This is a genomic window from Pseudomonas sp. LBUM1661, assembly GCF_059695925.1.
Genome location: NZ_CP166794.1, coordinates 2,272,044 through 2,291,405 on the forward strand (window position 1 = coordinate 2,272,044; position 19,362 = coordinate 2,291,405).

General features: G+C 57.7%; 20 protein-coding genes, 1 tRNA gene and 1 pseudogene. 17 read left to right on the plus strand and 5 right to left on the minus strand.

What is annotated here, in order from left to right; all coding sequences use genetic code 11:
• The first annotated feature begins 12 nt into the window (after positions 1-12).
• The 7 genes from ACA057_RS10470 to ACA057_RS10500 all read left to right on the plus strand — a co-directional run bounded on the left by ACA057_RS10470 (position 13) and on the right by ACA057_RS10500 (position 8,042).
• A complete protein-coding gene (locus ACA057_RS10470) occupies positions 13-804 on the plus strand; it encodes an ABC transporter ATP-binding protein (protein WP_497348050.1) in 792 nt (263 codons plus the stop codon).
• A complete protein-coding gene (locus ACA057_RS10475; protein ID WP_497348052.1) occupies positions 801-1,586 on the plus strand; it encodes an IucA/IucC family C-terminal-domain containing protein in 786 nt (261 codons plus the stop codon). The genes ACA057_RS10470 and ACA057_RS10475 overlap by 4 nt, the downstream gene beginning before the upstream one ends.
• The gene (locus tag ACA057_RS10480) at positions 1,583-2,209 is read left to right on the plus strand and encodes an RraA family protein (RefSeq protein ID WP_497348054.1); all 627 of its coding nucleotides are present in this window, start codon (positions 1,583-1,585) and stop codon (positions 2,207-2,209) included. The genes ACA057_RS10475 and ACA057_RS10480 overlap by 4 nt, the downstream gene beginning before the upstream one ends.
• A 258-nt stretch (positions 2,210-2,467) precedes the next feature.
• Entirely contained in the window at positions 2,468-5,299 is a 2,832-nt protein-coding gene (locus tag ACA057_RS10485) for a xanthine dehydrogenase family protein molybdopterin-binding subunit (protein WP_497348056.1), read from the plus strand.
• Positions 5,292-5,831: a (2Fe-2S)-binding protein gene (locus ACA057_RS10490; RefSeq protein ID WP_497348058.1), complete on the plus strand. Its 540-nt coding sequence runs from the start codon at positions 5,292-5,294 to the stop codon at positions 5,829-5,831. Before ACA057_RS10485 ends, ACA057_RS10490 begins: the two co-directional genes overlap by 8 nt.
• A 2-nt stretch (positions 5,832-5,833) precedes the next feature.
• Positions 5,834-7,069: a c-type cytochrome gene (locus ACA057_RS10495; RefSeq protein WP_497348060.1), complete on the plus strand. Its 1,236-nt coding sequence runs from the start codon at positions 5,834-5,836 to the stop codon at positions 7,067-7,069.
• 1 nt (position 7,070) lies between these two features.
• A complete protein-coding gene (locus tag ACA057_RS10500) occupies positions 7,071-8,042 on the plus strand; it encodes an XdhC family protein (RefSeq protein ID WP_497348062.1) in 972 nt (323 codons plus the stop codon).
• A 118-nt stretch (positions 8,043-8,160) separates the two neighbouring features.
• Here the strand turns inward: ACA057_RS10500 and ACA057_RS10505 are convergent, their stop codons facing one another.
• Positions 8,161-9,444, minus strand: a complete 1,284-nt coding sequence (locus ACA057_RS10505; RefSeq protein ID WP_497348064.1) for an NAD(P)/FAD-dependent oxidoreductase — start codon at positions 9,442-9,444, stop codon at positions 8,161-8,163.
• A gap of 183 nt (positions 9,445-9,627) precedes the next feature.
• Here ACA057_RS10505 and ACA057_RS10510 point away from each other — a divergent pair.
• The 7 genes and pseudogenes from ACA057_RS10510 (at position 9,628) to ACA057_RS10540 (ending at position 14,108) form a co-directional block, all read left to right on the plus strand.
• Positions 9,628-9,704 (plus strand) — tRNA-Val (locus ACA057_RS10510).
• An 801-nt stretch (positions 9,705-10,505) separates the two neighbouring features.
• On the plus strand, positions 10,506-11,408 hold the full coding sequence (locus ACA057_RS10515) for an FkbM family methyltransferase (RefSeq protein ID WP_497348066.1): 903 nt from the start codon (positions 10,506-10,508) through the stop codon (positions 11,406-11,408).
• Positions 11,409-11,492: 84 nt separating this feature from the next.
• Positions 11,493-11,677, plus strand: a pseudogene (locus ACA057_RS10520) (cell wall hydrolase); the annotation flags it as partial.
• A gap of 236 nt (positions 11,678-11,913) precedes the next feature.
• Positions 11,914-12,156: an Arc family DNA-binding protein gene (locus ACA057_RS10525; RefSeq protein ID WP_497348068.1), complete on the plus strand. Its 243-nt coding sequence runs from the start codon at positions 11,914-11,916 to the stop codon at positions 12,154-12,156.
• Positions 12,157-12,475: 319 nt separating this feature from the next.
• Positions 12,476-13,132 carry a serine protease gene (locus ACA057_RS10530; RefSeq protein ID WP_497348070.1) on the plus strand — a complete coding sequence of 219 codons (657 nt, stop codon included), beginning with the start codon at positions 12,476-12,478 and terminating at the stop codon, positions 13,130-13,132.
• A gap of 187 nt (positions 13,133-13,319) precedes the next feature.
• A complete protein-coding gene (locus ACA057_RS10535) occupies positions 13,320-13,514 on the plus strand; it encodes a hypothetical protein (RefSeq protein ID WP_497348072.1) in 195 nt (64 codons plus the stop codon).
• 138 nt (positions 13,515-13,652) lie between these two features.
• Positions 13,653-14,108, plus strand: a complete 456-nt coding sequence (locus tag ACA057_RS10540; RefSeq protein WP_497348074.1) for a DUF2214 family protein — start codon at positions 13,653-13,655, stop codon at positions 14,106-14,108.
• A gap of 150 nt (positions 14,109-14,258) precedes the next feature.
• Here the strand turns inward: ACA057_RS10540 and csrA are convergent, their stop codons facing one another.
• Positions 14,259-14,450: a carbon storage regulator CsrA gene (csrA, locus tag ACA057_RS10545; RefSeq protein WP_008028241.1), complete on the minus strand. Its 192-nt coding sequence runs from the start codon at positions 14,448-14,450 to the stop codon at positions 14,259-14,261.
• A gap of 250 nt (positions 14,451-14,700) precedes the next feature.
• Here csrA and ACA057_RS10550 point away from each other — a divergent pair, with 250 nt between their 5' ends.
• Positions 14,701-15,066, plus strand: coding sequence for an SPOR domain-containing protein (locus ACA057_RS10550; RefSeq protein WP_497348076.1), 366 nt, complete (start codon positions 14,701-14,703; stop codon positions 15,064-15,066).
• 74 nt (positions 15,067-15,140) lie between these two features.
• Here ACA057_RS10550 and ACA057_RS10555 read toward each other — a convergent pair whose 3' ends face one another.
• The 3 genes from ACA057_RS10555 to ACA057_RS10565 form a co-directional block, all read right to left on the minus strand.
• Complete coding sequence (locus tag ACA057_RS10555; protein WP_497348078.1) at positions 15,141-15,830, minus strand: endonuclease; 690 nt, start codon at positions 15,828-15,830, stop codon at positions 15,141-15,143.
• Between the two features lie 4 nt (positions 15,831-15,834).
• Positions 15,835-16,125, minus strand: coding sequence for a DUF1654 domain-containing protein (locus ACA057_RS10560; RefSeq protein WP_059404391.1), 291 nt, complete (start codon positions 16,123-16,125; stop codon positions 15,835-15,837).
• Between the two features lie 145 nt (positions 16,126-16,270).
• Positions 16,271-17,359: an asparaginase gene (locus ACA057_RS10565; RefSeq protein WP_497348080.1), complete on the minus strand. Its 1,089-nt coding sequence runs from the start codon at positions 17,357-17,359 to the stop codon at positions 16,271-16,273.
• Between the two features lie 349 nt (positions 17,360-17,708).
• On the opposite strand from ACA057_RS10565, the gene ACA057_RS10570 reads away from it, so the two are divergent.
• Positions 17,709-18,158 carry a hypothetical protein gene (locus ACA057_RS10570; protein WP_497348082.1) on the plus strand — a complete coding sequence of 150 codons (450 nt, stop codon included), beginning with the start codon at positions 17,709-17,711 and terminating at the stop codon, positions 18,156-18,158.
• A gap of 196 nt (positions 18,159-18,354) precedes the next feature.
• On the plus strand, positions 18,355-19,311 hold the full coding sequence (locus ACA057_RS10575; protein ID WP_497348084.1) for a sugar ABC transporter substrate-binding protein: 957 nt from the start codon (positions 18,355-18,357) through the stop codon (positions 19,309-19,311).
• Positions 19,312-19,362: the final 51 nt, after the last annotated feature.

Consider the following 19,362-nt stretch of genomic DNA (forward strand, 5'->3'; position numbering starts at 1 on the left):
GGAATGCAACGTATGACGTCGATTGCAAGTCGCGGCCTGACCCTGAGTTATCAGCGCCAGGTGATTATTGACACGCTGGACATGCAACTGCCCAAGGGCAAGATTTCGGTATTGATTGGCAGCAACGGCTGCGGCAAAAGCACCTTGCTCAAATCCTTCGCCCGGCTGCTGAAACCGCAGCAGGGCTCGGTGATTCTCAACGGTGTGGATATCCAGCAGAAATCCACCGCCGCCGTGGCCCGGGAGTTGGCGATTTTGCCGCAGACGCCCAGTGCGCCGGAGGGCATCACTGTCCGGCAATTGGTGGCGTTGGGGCGCTACCCGTATCAGAGCTGGATGCAACAGTGGTCGGCGGAAGACGAAGCCATGGTCAACCGCGCGCTGGCGCAGACCAGCCTGCTGGCCCTGGCGGACCGGCCGGTGGACGCGTTGTCCGGCGGCCAGCGCCAGCGTGCGTGGATCGCCATGACCCTGGCCCAGGACACCGGCATCGTGCTGCTCGACGAGCCGACCACCTTCCTCGACCTGTCGCACCAGATCGAAGTGCTGGACCTGCTGCGCGACCTCAATCGGCTCGAAAACAAAACCATCATCATGGTGCTGCACGACCTCAATCTGGCCTGTCGTTACGCCGACCACATGGTGGCGGTGCACAACCAGACGGCGTTTGCCCAGGGCAGGCCGGAGGAGGTGTTGACCGAGGCGCTGGTCAAAACCGTGTTCGACCTCAATTGCCGGATCATTCCCGATCCGTTCTTCGGCACGCCGTTGTGCATTCCGTTTGGCCGGGAACTGCCGCAATGAATCTGGCCGGTCATTTCACGGCGCCAGAGTGGGCGGTGTTGTCCGGTGGCTTGCGGCTCAAGGACAGCGAAGAGCGCGACCCGTTGCGTTCGCTGCTGGCCCGGGACTTGTTGCAGGAGGACGTGTGCGAGCAACTGCTGGACGCCTTGGGTCCGGTAATCGGCTCGCCGACCCGGGCGATCACCGCCTCGTTGCTGGGCAAGCGGTTGTCGTTTCTGGCGACTGGCGCGTGCCTGTACGCGATGTCGGCGTACGACAAAGGGCTGCTGCTGTCGCTGGACAATTCGATTGTTGAATACGGTCACGATGACGGCTTGTGGACGTCCTCGATGCCGCTGCTTCACGGCCAGCCGCTGACCTATGGGGCGAATGAACGCGAGGCCTGGCGTGAAGCGCTGGTGCAGGCGCTGTTTGCCGGGCTGCTGAAACCGCTGTGGCAAACCTTCAATAAAGTCACTGGCGTTTCCCGGCGCATCCTCTGGGAAAACACCGCTGTGCGCGTGTATTCGCTGTACGAAAAACGTATGGCAAAAATCGACGATCCGCTGATTCGCGAGCGCTGTGAAACGGACTTCCAGTGGTTGCTGACACAAGCCGAGCCGGCGCTGTTCGGCCTCGATTACAACCCGCTGAGCCATTTTCGCCGACCGCCGACGCTGGTGGATGAAGGGCAACGTAGCATTCGCTTTCGCCGGACTTGCTGTTTCTATTACCTGGCCACCGAGCCCGCTGAATACTGCTCGACCTGCCCATTGCTACGTCCGGGGAAAAAGTGCCGATGAGTGATCAGATTAGCCCCCGCCAACAACACCTCAGCCCGGAATTGATCGCCCAGTACCGGACGATCCCGTCGTCCACCCTCGGCCATTTTTCCGACCGTGGCTTCCTGCGCGGCATCAAGCCGCTGTTCAACGACATCCGCATGGTCGGTAACGTCGTCACGGTCAAAGTCTTCCCGCCGGATGGCAGTATTTTGCGTGAAGCGCTGTTGCTGAGTCAGCCGGGTGACGTGTTGGTGATCGAATGCGTGGGCGACGAAGAATGCGGCTGCTGGGGTGAATTGCGCACCCTGGCCGGACTGATCAAGGGACTGGCCGGGGTGGTGGTGTCGGGCGCCGTGACCGATGTCAGCGCCTTGCGACTTCATGGGTTACCGGTGTTTTGCCGTAACGTCAGTTCATTCACCACTCGCGGTATCGGTGCCCAAGGTGAAGTCAATCAGCCGATCCAGGTCGGCGAGGCGCGAGTGCAACCGGGAGACCTGGCCATCGGTGACGACGACGGCGTCTTCATCCTCGACGCCGGGCGAGCGGCCGAACTGTTGCCCGAGTTATTGGCCAAGGAAGAAACCGACCAACGCCGCCGTACGGAATTCCTCAAAAGGCTCGAAGCCCTACGCAGCTAGGGGTGCCTCGCTCCTACTGAAGATCCGCATTTTTCATCAATTTATTGCAGCGCAACGCAGCAGTATTTTTTGATTCATCGGTCAGATTTTTGTAACCAGTTGTTTTCCAAAAGCGCAGAAACCTTTAAAGTTAACCTTTCGGTCAGCTTTGCACTGTCAAATTCAGCCTTTTGTTTCGTCCAAAAGCGCTTCTGCAAGACTCGATATCCCCAGAACATTACCAAAAGGGCGGACCCATAACCGCCCAGAGGATGATCCATGTCCAACCGTGAAATATCCCGGCGCTCGTTCCTTCAGGGCGGGCTGGTAGCGGGTGTGAGCGTGACGCTCACGCCGCTCAGCTCCCAGGCGCTGGCTGCCTTGATGGAAAACAGCGTGACCGTGCCGTCCGAGCAATGGCTCGGTAACAACGGCAAGGCGCGTGCGCGTAACGATGCCTTGTCCAAGGTCTGCGGCAGCAAGGTTTTTGCCCGCGACATCCGCGCCAAGGACATGCCGGGGTGGCCACAGCAACAGGGCCATGCCATGTTGCTGAAAATCACCAAGGCCGACCGCATCTACGCAGGCATAGACCTGTCGTGGCTCGGCGCCGACTTGCAGCCTGACCGCATCGTCACCGCCGCCGACCTGGACAAGGACGGCATCGCTTTCCCGGAAGAACACGCGCCTGATCCGCTGCTGCCGGAAGGCAAGGTGCCGATGTTCATCGGTCACCCGGTGGCGATCCTGATCTGGAACGACTTCGAGCGTTTCCGCCAGGCCAAGGCCAAGCTCAAGTTCAATGACAAGGCGATTCGTTACGGCGACCAGGTGCCGTTCTACGAAGGCGATCCGTACGGCAGCTTCCGCTACGTACGGGTCGGCGGTGCGACCTCGGCGGACGAAGATGAATTCGCCAGCCTCAAGGATTCGATCCTGTTCCCGATGCTGAAAAACCGTCGCCCAGTGTGGAATTCCCAACCGAACCTGCACGGCAACCTGACTGAGCGCGGGCTGTTTTACGCCGAGCGCATGCAGCAGCAGATCGATACGCCACCGGACAACTGGCTGGTGTTCGACGAACGCTACAAAACCCCATCGATCGAACCGGCCGCGATGGAGCCGGACAACGGCAACGGCTGGTACGACCCGGCGTCCAAGACCCTGCACTTCGTGGTCGCCACGCAGTGCCCGCTGGAAACCGCGACGGAAACCGCGAAGATGATCGCGCCGTCCCGTTTCGGCCTGGCCAACCTGAATATGCACCCCGGTTACACCGTGGGTTACGGTTCGAAAGACCACAATATTTTCGTCTACTACGCCGCGTTGGCCGCGTTGTACGGCGCCGGCGTGCCGGTACGTCTGGCCAACGATCGCTACGAGCAATTCCAGAGCGGCATCAAGCGTCACCCGTTCGACATCCGCTACCAATTGGCCGTGGACAAGACCGATCACAGCTTCAAGATTTTCCGCGCCGAGATGAGCGTCGACGGCGGCGGGCGGATCAACTACAGCCCGTCAGTGGCAGCGGTTGGCGCCACGGCGGCGCAGTCGATCTACTACATGCCGCAGAACGATTTGCAGGTCACGGCCTACCATTCCCGCGCCGTTGAGGCGGGGTCGATGCGCGGTTACGGCACGCTGCAAAGCATGGCCTCCACTGAGATGATGGTCGACGAAATTGCCGAACGCCTCGGCATCGACGCCATCGACCTGCGCAAGAAGAACGCCCTGCGGTCGGGCATGAAAAACACCCAGGGCGCCGTACCGGCAGGCGCCTTGCGCCTGCACGAGATTCTCGACAAGGCCGCCGCTCACGATGTCTGGAAAAAGCGCGACCTGCTCAAGCTGCAACGCGAAGCCGCAGACCCGGATCACTGGTACGGCGTCGGTTTCGCCATCTGCCAGAAAGACTTCGGCACCGGTTCCGAAGCGCCGATGGCCAGCATCGAGTTCAGCGCTGAAGGCCGCATCCACCTGCGCCACATCGGCATCGAGATCGGCACCGGCATGTCCACTTCGCAAGCAATGGTGGTGGCCGATTTCCTCGGCAACCCGGCGCACGAAGTGAAGACCGGCGAAACCGAATGGAAAGAGTTGCAGCTGATCACTGGCGGCAACCCGTACATCATGAGCCAGGCCGAACAAGACGGTTTCCTGCGCAATCCGCGCTGGGTCGGCAAACTCGCGTCGGCGTCGTCGGCGACCAATTCCGCCTACTACTTCAGCCACGCCACCCGAGAAGCGGCGCGCGTGCTGTTCAACCACGGCTTATGGCCGGCGGCGTTGCAGATCTGGGGGCAGGGGCCTTATGGCGGCCAGGCCAACCCGTACGTGGTGCGTCGCGAAGATGCGCATTGGGTCGACGGCAAACTCACCGCCAACGGCATGCAGCCGCTGAGCTTTGAACAGCTGGCCAAACATGCCCACGAAAAAGGTCTGGTGACCGGCGCGACCGTGCACGGGTTCAACCGCTGGAGCTGGGCCGAGGCCGAGTTCAGCATCGACGGCGTGCGCGAGCGTTTGCCGCTGGACGGCCTGGCAGTGAAGTACGGCGACGGTGCACCGAGCGCAAAGATGGCGCAGATGACCAGCGCCGGTTTCCATCTGCTCGACCGCCAGAACATCCACTACCCGGACACCCAGTTGAACAACGCGGCGGTGACTTACTACAGCCCGGTCGCGACGCTGGTGGAAGTGAAAGTGAACAAGGGCTCCGCCGAAGTGCAAGTGCTCAACCATCACTCGTGGGTCGAGTGCGGTCGGGTGCTGGTGGAAGAACTGGTCAAGGGCCAGCTCGAAGGCGGGATCGCCATGGGCATCGGCCATGCGCTGCTCGAAGAAATGCCGCTGTACGAAGGAGGGCCGGGAGAGGGTGACTGGAACTTCAACCGTTACCGCCTGCCGATGGCCCGGCACGTTGCGGTCTGGAACCAGACGGCCGAGATCCTGCCGCCGCTGTCGCCGAGCGACCCGTCCAAGGGCATTGCCGAAGTGGTGATGATCCCGGTGGTCGGCGCCATCGGTAACGCCGTGGCCCACGCCATCGGAAAACGGGTCCGCGACCTGCCTATCACTTCTGCCCGCATCAAGGAGGCCCTCAATGGCTAACCGTCCGCTTCAACTGACCCTCAACGGTCAATCCGTCGGCCCGGTGGACATCCCTGATGACCTGCCGATGATCGATTACCTGCACGAATACAAAAACCTCACCGGCTCGCGTCTGGGTTGCGGCCAGGGCATCTGCCATGCCTGCGTGGTGATCGTCGACAACCCCGACGGCACCAGCGAAGAAGTGCGCACCTGCATCACCGGCGCGCACTATTTCGAAGGCAAGAAAGTGCGGACCATCGAAGGTCATGCGACCCGCGATGAGCAGGGCAAGGTCACGCAGCTGAGCCCGATCCAGCAGCGCTTCGTCGATGAATTCGCTTTCCAGTGCAGCTACTGCGCGCCGGGCTTTGTGAATGCCGCGACGGTGTTGGTGGAAAAGCTGCAGCGTCAGCCGATCGTTAAAAGCCAGCTGGAGCAAGTCATCGAAGACAGCCTCGGTCACCACGTCTGCCGCTGCACCGGCTACGTGCGCTACTACAGCGCGACGCGCAACGTGCTGACCGATCTCGGCCTGGTCAAGGAGGGTTAAGCATGAAGCAACTACTTTCCCGCCTGGCGTTGGCGGTCGGCCTGACTGCGCCGGTGTTTCTGGCTCAGGCGGATGATCAAGTGGCTCGCGGCGAATACCTCGCTCGCGCTGCCGACTGCATGGCTTGCCACACCGCTCCGGGTGGTGCGCCGTACGCGGGCGGCCTGCCGATCGTTTCGCCGTTCGGCACGATCTACGGCACCAACATCACCCCGAGCAAAGAGCACGGCATCGGTTTGTACAGCGACGACGAATTCTTCGCCGCGCTCACCGAAGGCAAGCGCCGGGATGGTGCGAACCTGTACCCGGCGATGCCCTACACCTCGTATCACCTGATGCCGCGTGAAGACTCGGACGCGATTCACGCCTACCTGAAAACCGTCGAGCCGATCGAGCGTGCTGCGCCGGTGACGAGCTTGAGCTTTCCGTTCAACGTGCGGCTCGGGTTGATGGGCTGGAACATGCTCTACGGCAAGGACGTGAAACTGGCGTCCACCGAAGGCAAAAGTGAAGCGTTCAAGCGCGGCCAATACATGGTCGACGTGCTGGGGCACTGCGGCGAATGCCACACGCCACGCGGCTTGCCCGGCGCGATGCAACAGGACAAACGCATGACCGGCGGCCTGCTCAACGGCTACCTGGCGCCGAGCCTGCTGGCCAATGACCTGGCGGCGCGCGGCTGGAATCATCAAGACCTGAGCACCTTCCTCAAGCACGGCATGAGCGCCCAGGGCACGATGTTTAACGAGATGTTCCCGGTGTTCCACAACAGCACCCAGAGCCTCAATGACCCGGACCTGGCGGCGATGGCGACGTATCTGCTCGGCGATCAACCGCCAGCGGCGAAGACGCTGACCGAAGTGCCGCTGGACAAGCTCAGCCCGAGTGCCCAGCGCGGTCGTCAGGACTACCTGAACGTCTGCGCCGGTTGCCACGCGGCCGACGGCGAGGGCAAGCCGCACATCGCGGTGGCCATGCGCGGCAACACCACGTTGCGCCTGGAAGACCCACGCAACCTGTTGCGGGTGATCGAGGACGGGATCGGCGAACAGAAATTTGCCGGGTTCGAACGCATGCAACCGATGCCGGGGTTTGCCGACAAACTCAGCCACGAGCAACTGACCGATCTGCTGAATTACCTGCGTCAGGGTTGGGGTGGTCAGTCGGCTGAGCTGGCGCTGAGTGATGTGCAGAAGCTGCAAGCGGACGCACCACCGGCCGAGCACAAGGCGCACTGACATGCAGCATCTCGATCTGCAGGTGGTGCGGCGGGCGCTGCAATGGTCTGTTGCCGGTCAGCGTGTGTGGTTGTGCACGGTGCTCGCCACCTATGGTTCGGCGCCGCGTGCGCCGGGCTCGTTGCTGGCGGTGAATGTTGATGGGCAATGGATCGGCTCGCTGTCCGGGGGGTGCGTCGAGGAAGATTTCCTTGAACGCGTCGCCGAGGGCGCTTTCCGGGACGCGGTGAATGTCGTTCGTTACGGCGAAGGCGACGATCCGCGCTCCCGGGTGAACTTGCCCTGTGGCGGCGTGCTCGAGGTGCTGGTGGAGAAGCTTGAGTCGGATTGTGAGGTTCAGGCGCATTTACGGGAATTGGAGTCGGCGCTGTTGGGCCAGCGTCGCTTGATCCGCGAGGTCGATCTGGCCAGCGGTGCGCGCAGCCTGTTCGCAGATCGCGAGCAGGGCGTGCGCATCGAGCGTGAGATCGATCGAGTGCGTGTGCGCGTCGGGGCGGCTCAGCGTTTGCTGCTGGCGGGGTATTCCAGCGTCGCTCAGGCGTGTGCGGAGTTTGCGGTGGGGCTTGGTTTCGAGGTGATTCTCTGTGACCCACGGGACGAAGTGCTGGAAGGCGTGGTGCTGGAAAACGTCGAGATTCGCCGCCAGTTGCCGTCGGTGTTTATCGCTGACGGCGGCTGCCATAGCGACACAGCAGTGGTGGCGCTGACCCATGATCCGCGCATCGATGACCTGGCGATGATGGAGGCGGTACGCACCGACGCGTTTTACATCGGCGTGATGGGCTCCCTGGAAACCTCGCAGAAACGCTTCGAACGGTTGCGCCGGATTGGTGGGCTAGGGGAAGTCGAGCTCGCTCGTATTCACGCGCCCATCGGCCTGAACCTGGGCAGCAAAACCCCGGCAGAAATCGCTCTGGCCGTCCTCGCCGACATCCTGCGAATCCGCAGCGGCATCCCCCGGGACAGGCTCTGACACGTCTCTAATGTGGGAGTGGGCTTGCTCGCGAAGAGGCCGTTACCTTCAACATCAATGTCGACTGTCAAATCGCTTTCGCGAGCAAGCCCGCTCCCACAAAAGATTGCGGTGTCGATCAGTAGCCGAATTTGTCGCGCAACCCGTAATACCAGGCACCCAACGCCGCGAACGGCGTGCGCAGCATTTGTCCGCCCGGGAACGGGTAATGCGGCAAATCGGCAAACGCATCAAATCGCTCAGCCTGCCCGCGCAATGCCTCTGCCAGCACCTTGCCCGCCAAGTGGGTGTACGTCACCCCGTGGCCGCTGCAACCCTGGGAATAGTAAATGTTGTCGCCAATGCGTCCGACCTGAGGAAGACGCGACAGCGTCAGCAGGAAATTGCCTGTCCAGGCGTAGTCGATTTTCACGTCCTTGAGCTGCGGGAAGGCCTTGAGCATCTTCGGTCGAATGATCGCCTCGATGTTCGCCGGGTCTCGCGCGCCATACACCACACCGCCGCCAAAGATCAGGCGCTTGTCGCCGCTCAAACGGTAGTAGTCGAGCAGGTAATTACAGTCCTCGACACAGTAATCCTGGGGCAGCAGGCTTTTCGCCAATGCCTCGCCCAACGGTTCCGTGGTGATCACCTGAGTCCCGCAAGGCATCGATTTGGCCGCCAGCTCCGGCACCAGATTGCCCAGGTACGCGTTGCCCGCAACGATGATGAACTTCGCCCTGACCTTGCCCTGCGGCGTATGCACCACCGGATTCGCGCCGCGCTCGATGCGCACCGCCGGCGACTGCTCATAGAGGGTGCCACCCAGCGACTCCACAGCCGCTGCTTCGCCCAGCGCCAGGTTAAGCGGATGAATGTGCCCGCCGCTGATGTCGAGCATGCCGCCGATGTATTGATCGCAGCCCACCACTTCACGGATGCGACGCTGATCCATCAACTCCAGCTGCGTGTGACCGAAACGCTCCCACAGACGTTTCTGGGATTCCAGGTGGCCCATCTGTTTGGCGGTGATGGCGGCGAACACCCCGCCGTCCTTCAAGTCGCACTGGATATTATATTTGGCGATCCGCTCACGTATGATCCGCGCGCCCTCGAACGCCATCTGCCCCAACAACTGCGCCTGCCTGGGACCAACGCTGCGCTCAATCACATCGATATCGCGGCTATAGCTGTTAACGATCTGGCCGCCATTGCGCCCCGACGCACCAAAACCCACCTTGGCCGCTTCCAGGACCGTCACCCGAAAACCGTTCTCCAGCAGAAACAGGGCAGAGGACAGCCCGGTGTAACCGGCGCCGATCACACAGACATCAGTCTCTACGTCGTCCTGCAGGGCCGGGCGCGGCGGAACCGCATTGGCCGATGCGGCGTAATAGGACTCTGGGTAAGGAGTGTTCGCCATCCTGCTGCCTCTGTTTAATATATTTTACGAGTGCATCGATCCTACCCGACTTAAAAAACCACCGCCAGCCACCGGAAATTCTTCTTCGCAGCAGCAAAATTAAATATTTTGCATATTCATAGGGTTAGCTCGAAAAAAGGTGTTGACACCCCTCCGGAATTCCGTAGAATGCCGCCTCACAGCAGGCACGTAGCTCAGTTGGTTAGAGCACCACCTTGACATGGTGGGGGTCGTTGGTTCGAGTCCAATCGCGCCTACCAAACAAAATCCGCTCTGCTGGGCGGTCTAGAAGGGCTCACCGAAAGGTGGGCCCTTTTTTGTTGTGTGGTGGTTGAGCAAGCGACCAGCGCGCTGCACCTTCAGGTTGGCTTTCACCTTCATGTAAACCACCGAGGCATCGCCGTGTTCCGACCGCCTGGGTGATTGACTTGGTCAGGCGGTCCGTCGTCACAGTGTTCCAGTGCAGCTTGGCGTCGAGCTGGGTCCTTGAAAGCCATAAAAAATAGAATTCGATAATGCCTCTCGAGGCATTTCGGAAATTTCGGTTTTAGTTGCTCAATACTTTGGAGCAAAATTCATAATGTTCATGTCTACAGGTGCAGGGCCTTATTATCGTAACTTAGGTAAACGGTCTATGCTAATGACGGCAGAAGTTGAAGTGGTATTTGTTTGTTTTCTACAAGTTGGCGTATAGGTCTCGAGGCAAATACTTCAACTTGAATCTACAGTTACGCCATAGCACTTGGGTGCTGTATTAAAAAGCCCATCGCAAAAGCTTACGAAAATTTCAACGAATGAGCAGAAGTTTCCACTTAGCCCCGAGTTGGTATTAACGATTCAATAGCCCGCCGCTGAGCAGGTTTTTTTTTGTGCGGCGGAAAGCAACCTCGTTACCGCGCAGCAACTGCTGCAGATCCTCCCGAGCATCAGCGATTAACCCTCAGGATGATCGGCTACCAGCGGTGAGGAGTAATGCAGGCAAGCGCCGGGATGGCGTACCATTTTCGGTGTCGGTGGGGTAGTATCATTGGTCTTTGAAACCCTTGGTGCTGGACTCGCGCATGCATAAATTCTATGGGCAATTTGAACCTCAAGTCGATAAATTCATTTTCGAAAGATATTTCAAGGACGAAGGTATAAAAGGCGTTTTTGTCGAGTGTGGAGCATTCGACGGCTTAACCGAAAACTCTTGTAAATTCTTTGAAGAGACTATGGGTTGGAAAGGCTACAATGTCGAACCAGTGCCTTGGGTATATGAAAATCTATGCAAGAATCGTCCGGAATCTACTAATCTCAATTTTGCACTCTCAGACAAAATCGGCACTGCGACGTTTAAAGCTGTAGACCATCCAGATTTTGGTGTTGACTGTACGAACGGGTCACTCGCGCATACCGAGAAGCACCTGTCGATGCTGGAAGCAGGAGGCTGTAAATTTGTTCACGTCGAAGTAGATCTGTTGACGTGGCCTGAATTTATTAAACGTAACAATATTTCTCACGTCGATCTTCTTGTTTTAGATGTCGAGGGTCATGAACTGTCTGTTATAGATGGCATGTATGGCTGCGAAGTACTCCCTGACGTTTTTTGCATTGAAATCGGGCATTTGGACTTCGGTGAAATCCGCCACAAGCTCTCGGGTCTCGGTTATGTTTACGATGTGTCATCACATGTGAACGCCTTCTTCATAAAGAACGAGTTGGTTCCCCTATTCTCCTTTCGGGCCTCCCGCTTCGAAGATAAGCCAGTGCAGATGATTCCGGAAGTCGCTGATATCCCTGACGTAACTCTGTGCGATATGGAGCAGGATTCAAAAGCCGACTCCTTGATTCTGGAAAATCACAGGCTCAAAGATGAGGTGGCGACGCTTGCCGAGCAGCTCAATCAAGTTACCAGTCTTTATAAAGCCGTGGTCTCTTCGAAGGGGTGGCGGTTGGTGGAGGCTATTAGAAAAATTCGCTCATGATGTGATTATGGTCATCACTGCCCTATAACGCTCGCTTATTAAACGCCCGCTCTGTGCGGGCTTTTTTTCGCCTGGAGAAAAGTTATGTCAGCCACCGACAAAGACCGCGACATTTTAGCTCGCGCGCTGTGGGGATAGGCACAGGGTGAAAGTGTCGCTGGGCAGATTGCCGTGGCCTGGACTGCGTAAACGATGTCAAGGCCATCGCGTGCGGCGAGGGATACGCTGGCGTATGCCGGAAGCCGTACCCGTTCGGCTGTTGGAACAGGACGACCTGAATTATGCCTGCCTTTAGTGGCGCCCAGCTGATCCCGTTTTCGTGAATTCCGCTGGAAATTGGCCGGGGTGATGTGACTGATGTTCTCACGGTAGGCGGTTCCTGGATTCCGACTGGAGGTATCGACTGTGGGAAAAATCCAGCGTTAAATTCAGAAAAGTCCTATATGAAACACAAGCTGTCAGGCATCAAGCTATTCGGCGCTGATTTTTACTAAGGGATAAAAGGGTGACTAACGCACTCGATACATTTGTTCTTCGACTGCCTGAAGATCTACATCTCAGATTAAGGCGCGCCGCTGAAATGAATAGGCGAAGCCTGAATAGCGAGATTGTCGCTCGCATGGAGCGTGCTTTAACAAGTATGTCTGCCGGAGAGCTGGATGATGGATCCAAGTTTGCACTGATTCGGAAAGTGATTGTTCTGGAAAATACTCTTGAGCAGATCAAAATGAATGCTGGGTCCGACTGACACGCTGGCGGCGGGCTGGGGCTGCTTCCAGGCAGCCCTGGCCCAGCATTGGTTTAACTATTGCGCGCATTACACGATAGAGGCCCTTTCCTTTTGCTCTTGTTCTGACGTTTTTTCGGCGCCAATTATTTGCACTAATGAGGTGGATCGAAAAGCAATTAGGCTTAGTGCAATTCATTCATACGCGTCTTTGCAACATCAGCCATAAGTAACCAAGCGTCCAACTAGAACAAGCGGCGAGGAGAACTACTACCCGATAAATGACAAAAAACTGACAACAAAAAACAGTCATATTCTCCCTATAAGTCGGTGAAACATCATGATCAAGATCATGGCCTGCTTTTTAATAGGAGCTATAACTGCAGGATGCAACGGTTTCGTCAAACCCGATCTTTCGGGGCCTACTAACGATTCGTACTTTGTCGTCTTCTCAGGCTTTCCTTTGCCCTATGTCTATATGGCCTCGGCCGTGCAATGGAACGAGGACTACGCCGTCACTACCCGCCACACTCCGCTGGTCTCCAACGTGAAATACAGCTGCAGCACAGGCTGCGATCTCGTTTTCATCCAGCACAAAGCCAATGGTCGTTACCCGTCATGGCGCGCACCGCGTGTCGGCGAGAGCATTACGGCCGTGGGGGCGAGCCCTTATCTGGTGACCACCACCGGCAAAGGCAAGGTGTATCCAACGCCTTTTGTTAATGCTGCCGAACACAGCGGCGATCTCTATGCCATCCATGATGCCCCGCTGGTCCAGGGAATGTCGGGTGGGCCAGTTATTGGCAGCGACGGAAGTGTTGTCGGTATCAATATCGGTTTTTACTCCACCACACTGAACGATGTGAGCTTCCATCCCGGCATAAAGATGGCCGAAAGGATCAGTCTCTTTGTTCCTTACTCGATCATTGCGCGTGAGTGGGGCCTGTTGCAGGCAAAACTAAACGACCCGCACGGCGCGAAGTATGCCGCGGAGTAGCGTTTAGTCATTGCCGGAGTCCGATCGCGTCGGCCAACAAAAAACCGTCTGCGGAAGGGCCCATCAAAAGATGGGTCCCTTTGCATTATTCCCTTCGCTGACAGCGCTTGCCGAATGTCTCCATGGCGCAGTTTGTTTTCGATTCGGGCGTAGACTAGGGGCGCTACCTCATCAAAAGGAGCCGCATATGATCGCCGACCAAATGAACAAACAGACCTCTGAGAACAGAACTGTTTGGGATCAATACTTCTGCGCTGCGTTGATTGCAGAAAGCAATCTGACGGCACCCATTGTCGGAGGGGCTACTCACGAAGACAGGCAGAACCTGTTGATTGAACGGGCCAAAGCGCTCGCTGACAAGATGATGGAAAACAGAAAATGACCAGAGCCCAGCCATCGCGCTGGGCTCTTTGCACGTGGACCCTGCAAAAGGTGTGAGAGGAATGTCGCGGTGCAAGCCGGCGGTTCATAGGCTACTACTGACAGATTATTTCAACTTCGTCCTGACAGGGGTATCTCGATGCTGGCTCACTGGTTTCTTGCGGCGGTTCATCTCTTGGCATTTGCCTTGGGTTTCTGGGCAGTGCTGACTCGTGGCACGGCTTTACGGCGTCTCGCTGCCGGGATGGGGGATGCTCGCAGCGTTTTGATCGCGGATAACCTGTGGGGCATTTCTGCCGTCGTTCTGCTGATCACTGGTGGGATGCGCGCCTTTGGCGGGTATGAAAAGGGCACTGACTACTATCTTCACCAGCCCCTGTTCCATCTCAAGATGACGCTTTTCGTCCTCATCCTGTTGCTGGAAATTGCACCGATGGTGACGCTGATCAAATGGCGGATCGCGCTGGGGCGTGGCGCGGCGATCGACGCCGGCCGTGCAAAGCTGTTTGCGCGGATCAGCCATATCGAAGCGCTGTTGGTGTTGCTGATGGTCGTGGCAGCCACAGGCATGGCGCGCGGCGTGACGTTTGGTTAGCCGAGCAAGATCGGCTGCGGGTTCCTGACGGCATTGCAAAAGAATGCCAGGACTTCTCAAGAAGGGGGCGAGCGCGTAACGGGAAGGCGATGCGGCGCTTGAATCTCTAGCCAGCCGTGGCGAACGAGCTGGCTACTGATGCAACAGGATTCAGGACTGTGGCTTGTCCGGGGCGGTCAGGCCAGCCTGAATGCGTTGATAAATTTCTTCGCGGTGCACCGCAACGTCTTTCGGGGCGTTGATGCCGATCCTGACTTGCTGGCCGCTTACGCCCAGAATAGTGATCGTAATGTCATCACCAATGTTTATGCTTTCACCGACTTTGCGGGTGAGTATCAGCATGGTCTTCTCCTTGATTGCTTTGTAGGGCACCTGATTCGAACAGTGCAGAGGTCGGTGGTATGTATAGATTAGTGCGAAGTCTCACGGTTTGGGTGCCTCTTTCTGACGCGCAGATGCTGCATTAATTCCCAAGGCGTAACTATACAGAGGCCGCAACCATCATTCTCGTTGTTTTAAGCCCATTTTGCGGCACTCGGGAAGTATTCATGAATGATAAAATCTGCGTTTTAAGCATTTAGAGGGAAGCATTGTGCGCAAAATGGTCTTGGTAATCGCGGTACTGGCGTTGGCGGGATGCGGTGAGGGCAAGAGCGTCGACGCGCCAAAGCCGCAGCCAGTAACGACGACTGCGCCGGCGGCGGCATCCGCGCCACAATGGGATCTCGAAGTGCGAGGTGAAACGCCTCAGGCGGTCAGCGACCTCAGCGGCTGGTTGATCGAACACGCGTTCATTGCCAATGTCGTCACTGAAAATGGCAAAACCCGGATTTTGGTCGGGCCATTCAATTCGAAAGCCGAGGCTGAAGCGAGGCAGGCGGATTTGACTGCGGCGCTGGTTCGGGCGAAAAAAATGAACATCGAATCGCTGATCGTCGAGCGCCCGGTCACTCAGTAACAACGCGGTCGGTCGTTAGAAACAAAAAAGGCCTCGGGTTTCACGCCCGAGGCCTTTGTATTTTCAGCGAGCGCTCAACCGCAGGCTTTCAAGTCGACCGGCCCGACAAACGCGTTACCGCGCCCCATCACGCACGCCACGCTCTGATTACGCTGACGCTCCCAGGTCTGCACCGGATAGGTTTTGTTCCAGGCTTCGTACAGTTGGCGATCCTGTTTCGACAACCTTAAACCGTACTGCTTGCTCATGTAGAAATACGTCCGGGCGATCATGCCGCGAATGGAAGGGCGGGGCATGACCTTCTTCGCCTTGAAGTCGACCTGGGTCAGGCACGAACCGTATTGACCCGTTTGCACCGGCAGCCAGCCGAAACTGAAATTGCTGCGATCGCCGTTCACCTCACCGATGCTCGGCACCAGGTTATGCAGATCGGCTTCGGCCTTCTGATAAACCGGGTCGTAGCGCGTGCAGTTCTTGCGCCCGCCTTCTTGCCAGCACTGACGTTGGTGGCCGATCTGCCAGGCCGGAACAATGTGCTCCCACTCGATGCGCGAGGCGCGCTTGGCGTTTTTTCGCGGGACATAGCCGCAGGCGGCGAGGTCGACCTTGTTGCCGGTGTATTTGCAGCCGCAATAGAATTCGGTCGATTGCGGGGCGTATAGCTTCCAGGCGACTTTCTTGGCTTCGTTGAAGGTTCGGGGAGCGGCAGCCTGCGCGCCCACGGCGAAGAACAGAAACAGCAACGCAAAACAACGGACACTCATTGACTCAATCTTCCTTCGGTACAACCCAGAAAATCTGCACACCGCCATCGTCGCGATAAGCGAGCGTGACGTTGTCGTTCTCATCGATTTCTTCGAGCAAGCGTTCCCACTCATCCACTGGCTCGTCCGGGAGGCGGAAGATCAGTGCGGCTTTGGCTTTTTGGGCGGTGGGTGAATTGATGATTTTCTGAACGCGCATACCCAGGCGTTCATAGGCGTCAGGAGAGGCGGAGGTGGTGGCCACGGAATTATCCTTATTAAGCTGTACGTGCATACAGTATTTAACTGTAGGCATTTTCGCAACTGCTTAAAATCCAAGAAAATCCTCTGACAGCAGTTTTTTCCGTTTGGTGTAGGACGAAGGAAGTTTTTTGATCAGACCAGAATGTTAGCGAAAGGAGAAAGCGGTGCCCGACCGGAGCCGGTCGGGCGAGGGCGAATCAGTATTCCCAGAACATCCGTTGTAGCTCTTTGCTGTCATTAGTCTTGGTCAGCGCGACCATGGCCAGGATGCGCGCCTTTTGCGGGTTCAGGTCATGTGCCACGACCCAGTCGTACTTGTCGTCAGGCTGTTCGGCGTTACGCAGGACGAAACCACCGGCGTTGACATGGGAAGAACGAATGATCTGTACGCCATCCTTGCGCAGGGCTTGCAGGGTAGGCACGACCCGCGAAGACACCGAGCCATTGCCGGTGCCGGCGTGGATGATGGCTTTGGCGCCCGACTGAGCCAGGGCTTTGTAGGCGGTATCGCTGACATTGCCATAGGAGTAGGCGATTTCCACGTCAGGCAGGCTCTTGATGGTTTTGATGTCGAATTCCGAATCCATGGTGTGGCGCTTGGCTGGCAAGCGGAACCAGTAGGATTTGCCTTCGACCACCATGCCCAGAGGACCCCAGGCACTTTTGAAGGCCTCGGTCTTGATGTTGATCATCTTGCTGACATCGCGACCCGACTGGATTTCATCGTTCATGGTCACCAGCACGCCTTTGCCACGTGCTTCTTTGCTGCTGGCCACGGCCACGGCGTTGTACAGGTTGAGCATGCCGTCGGCGGACATCGCGGTGCCCGGGCGCATGGAACCGACGACGATGATCGGCTTGTCGGTTTTTTCCACCAGGTTCAGGAAGTAGGCGGTTTCTTCCAGGGTGTCGGTGCCGTGGGTGATGACGATGCCGTCGACGTCTTTACTGTCGGCCAGTTCGGCCACGCGACGACCCAGTTGCAGCAGGTTGTCGTTGGTAATGCTTTCGGACGCGATCTGCATGACCTGTTCGCCACGCACGTTGGCCAACTGGCTCAATTCCGGAACGCCGGCGATCAGTTGTTCGATGCCGACTTTCGCCGCTTGATAGGTTGCGCTGTTGGCCGCGCTCGCGCCGGCGCCGGCAATGGTGCCGCCGGTGGCCAGGATCACCACGTTCGCCAGTTTCTGTTGGGTGTCGACTTCTTTCGCCTGAAGGGCAGTAGGCAGGAGCAGCAGGAGGGCCAAGGCGCCCGGAACAAAGGTCTTGAAAGCAGATGTCATTATTTTTCTCTCTAGTAGTGAGACGGTGCTGATGCAGGTTCATCTAGATGCGCCCCAGGCCGATCTGAACGCTTGGGGTACAAGAGAAGAGCAGGATCTGTACCAGTCACACTTTGAATCTGAAAAACCTTTTAACATCATGATTTGTATAAATATTTGTGAATGAAGTCCGCGGCGATGCCACGCCAGGTCGTCCGGGTTTCCGAATATGTTTGATGTTTATGTTCGGCTCTCCGAAAAGTCCTACAGCCTCTGTTGAACAAGTCGTCTTGCCGGATCTTGAATCAAGGCTAAAGAAACCCGCCCGCAGGTCGATGCTTCCTTAAAGGACCTTTTTAATGGAGCTCATATGTCGTTTACTGTCGGTTTTCCAAACGCCGCTGTTGTCAACATCGCAGGCAAATCTGCGGTGACAGCTGATGCCTTGAGTGACACCACGGCCGAAGGCGCAGCGCAACGGTTGGGCGTCGACGAGGGCGACAAAAAAACCGTCAGCCTCGGTGGGGCCGGGCAGGGCACTTCAAAAACCGAAAGCGCCGGTAGCAGTCAAAGCATTGCGGTGCAGATGCTGCTCAAGCGGATGCAGGAACTGCAACAGCAACTGCGCGAACAACAGCAGCAACTGGCGGCGACTCAGGTAGCGTCTTACTCATCGCCGGAAGCCAAAGCCACCGCCGTCATGTCGGTCCAACAACAGATTGCCAATACCGCCGGCGCCATTGCTCAAGTGGCCGGTGCCTTGGCAAAAGCATTAACCGAAGGCTCCACTGCCGGTAATGTCGTCAGCACCACCGCGTGACACGATTGCCCGTTTGTTGCCCACTGAACCACAAAATGGTTGTTTCCGGTCGTTGACAAATAGCGGCTGGGTTCGCATAGTTCGATCTCGCAAACGTTTGCGCGGTGCTCCGTAAGGCTCGTTCATTGATAAGTGCGATGAAGCCTACGCCCAGCGCAAGCGTTGCTCACAATAATCATAAGATCGGAGTGAACTCATGAAGCTGCCATTCGCTGGACGTCTTCTCGCTGTCGCTATGCTGGCTGTCGCATCCGCCACGTTGCCCGTCTCTTCGGCCTTCGCCGAAACCCCTGAAAAACCTAAAGTCGCGCTGGTCATGAAATCCCTGGCCAACGAATTCTTCCTGACCATGGAAGACGGCGCCAAGGCTTACCAGAAAGACCACTCCGGCGATTTCGAGCTGATCTCCAACGGCATCAAGGACGAAACAGACACGGCTGGCCAGACGCGCATCGTCGAGCAAATGATTCTGGCCAAGGTCAATGCGCTGGTCATCGCGCCCGCTGACTCCAAAGCCATGGTGCCCGTGATCAAGAAAGCCATCGATGCCGGTATCACCGTGATCAACATCGACAACCAGCTGGACCCGGCCGTGGTCAAGAGCAAGAACATCACCGTTCCGTTCGTAGGTCCGGATAACCGCAAAGGCGCGCGTCTGGTGGGCGAATACCTGGCCAAGCAACTGAAGGCCGGTGACGAAGTCGGCATCATTGAAGGCGTTTCCACGACCACCAACGCCCAGGCCCGCACCGCAGGCTTTAAGGATGCGATGGAAGCGGCACAGATCAAGGTTGTCTCTCTGCAGTCCGGTGACTGGGAGATCGACAAAGGCAACAAAGTCGCCGCGTCGATCCTCAGCGAATACCCGAATGTCAAAGCCTTGCTGGCCGGCAATGACAGCATGGCAGTCGGCGCAGTGTCTGCCGTACGTGCCGCAGGCAAGGCCGGCAAAGTGCAAGTGGTCGGTTACGACAACATCAACGCGATCAAGCCCATGCTCAAGGACGGCCGCGTGCTGGCCACCGCTGACCAGTTTGCAGCCAAGCAAGCCGTGTTCGGCATCGAGACTGCGCTGAAAATCGTCAAGGGCGAGAACGTCGACAGCGGCGTCAACAGCGTCATCGAAACTCCGGTAGAGCTGGTGACCAAGTAGTCCTTCTGGCGACATAACGGTGCTCGCCCGGCAGGGCGAGCGCATGGAGAG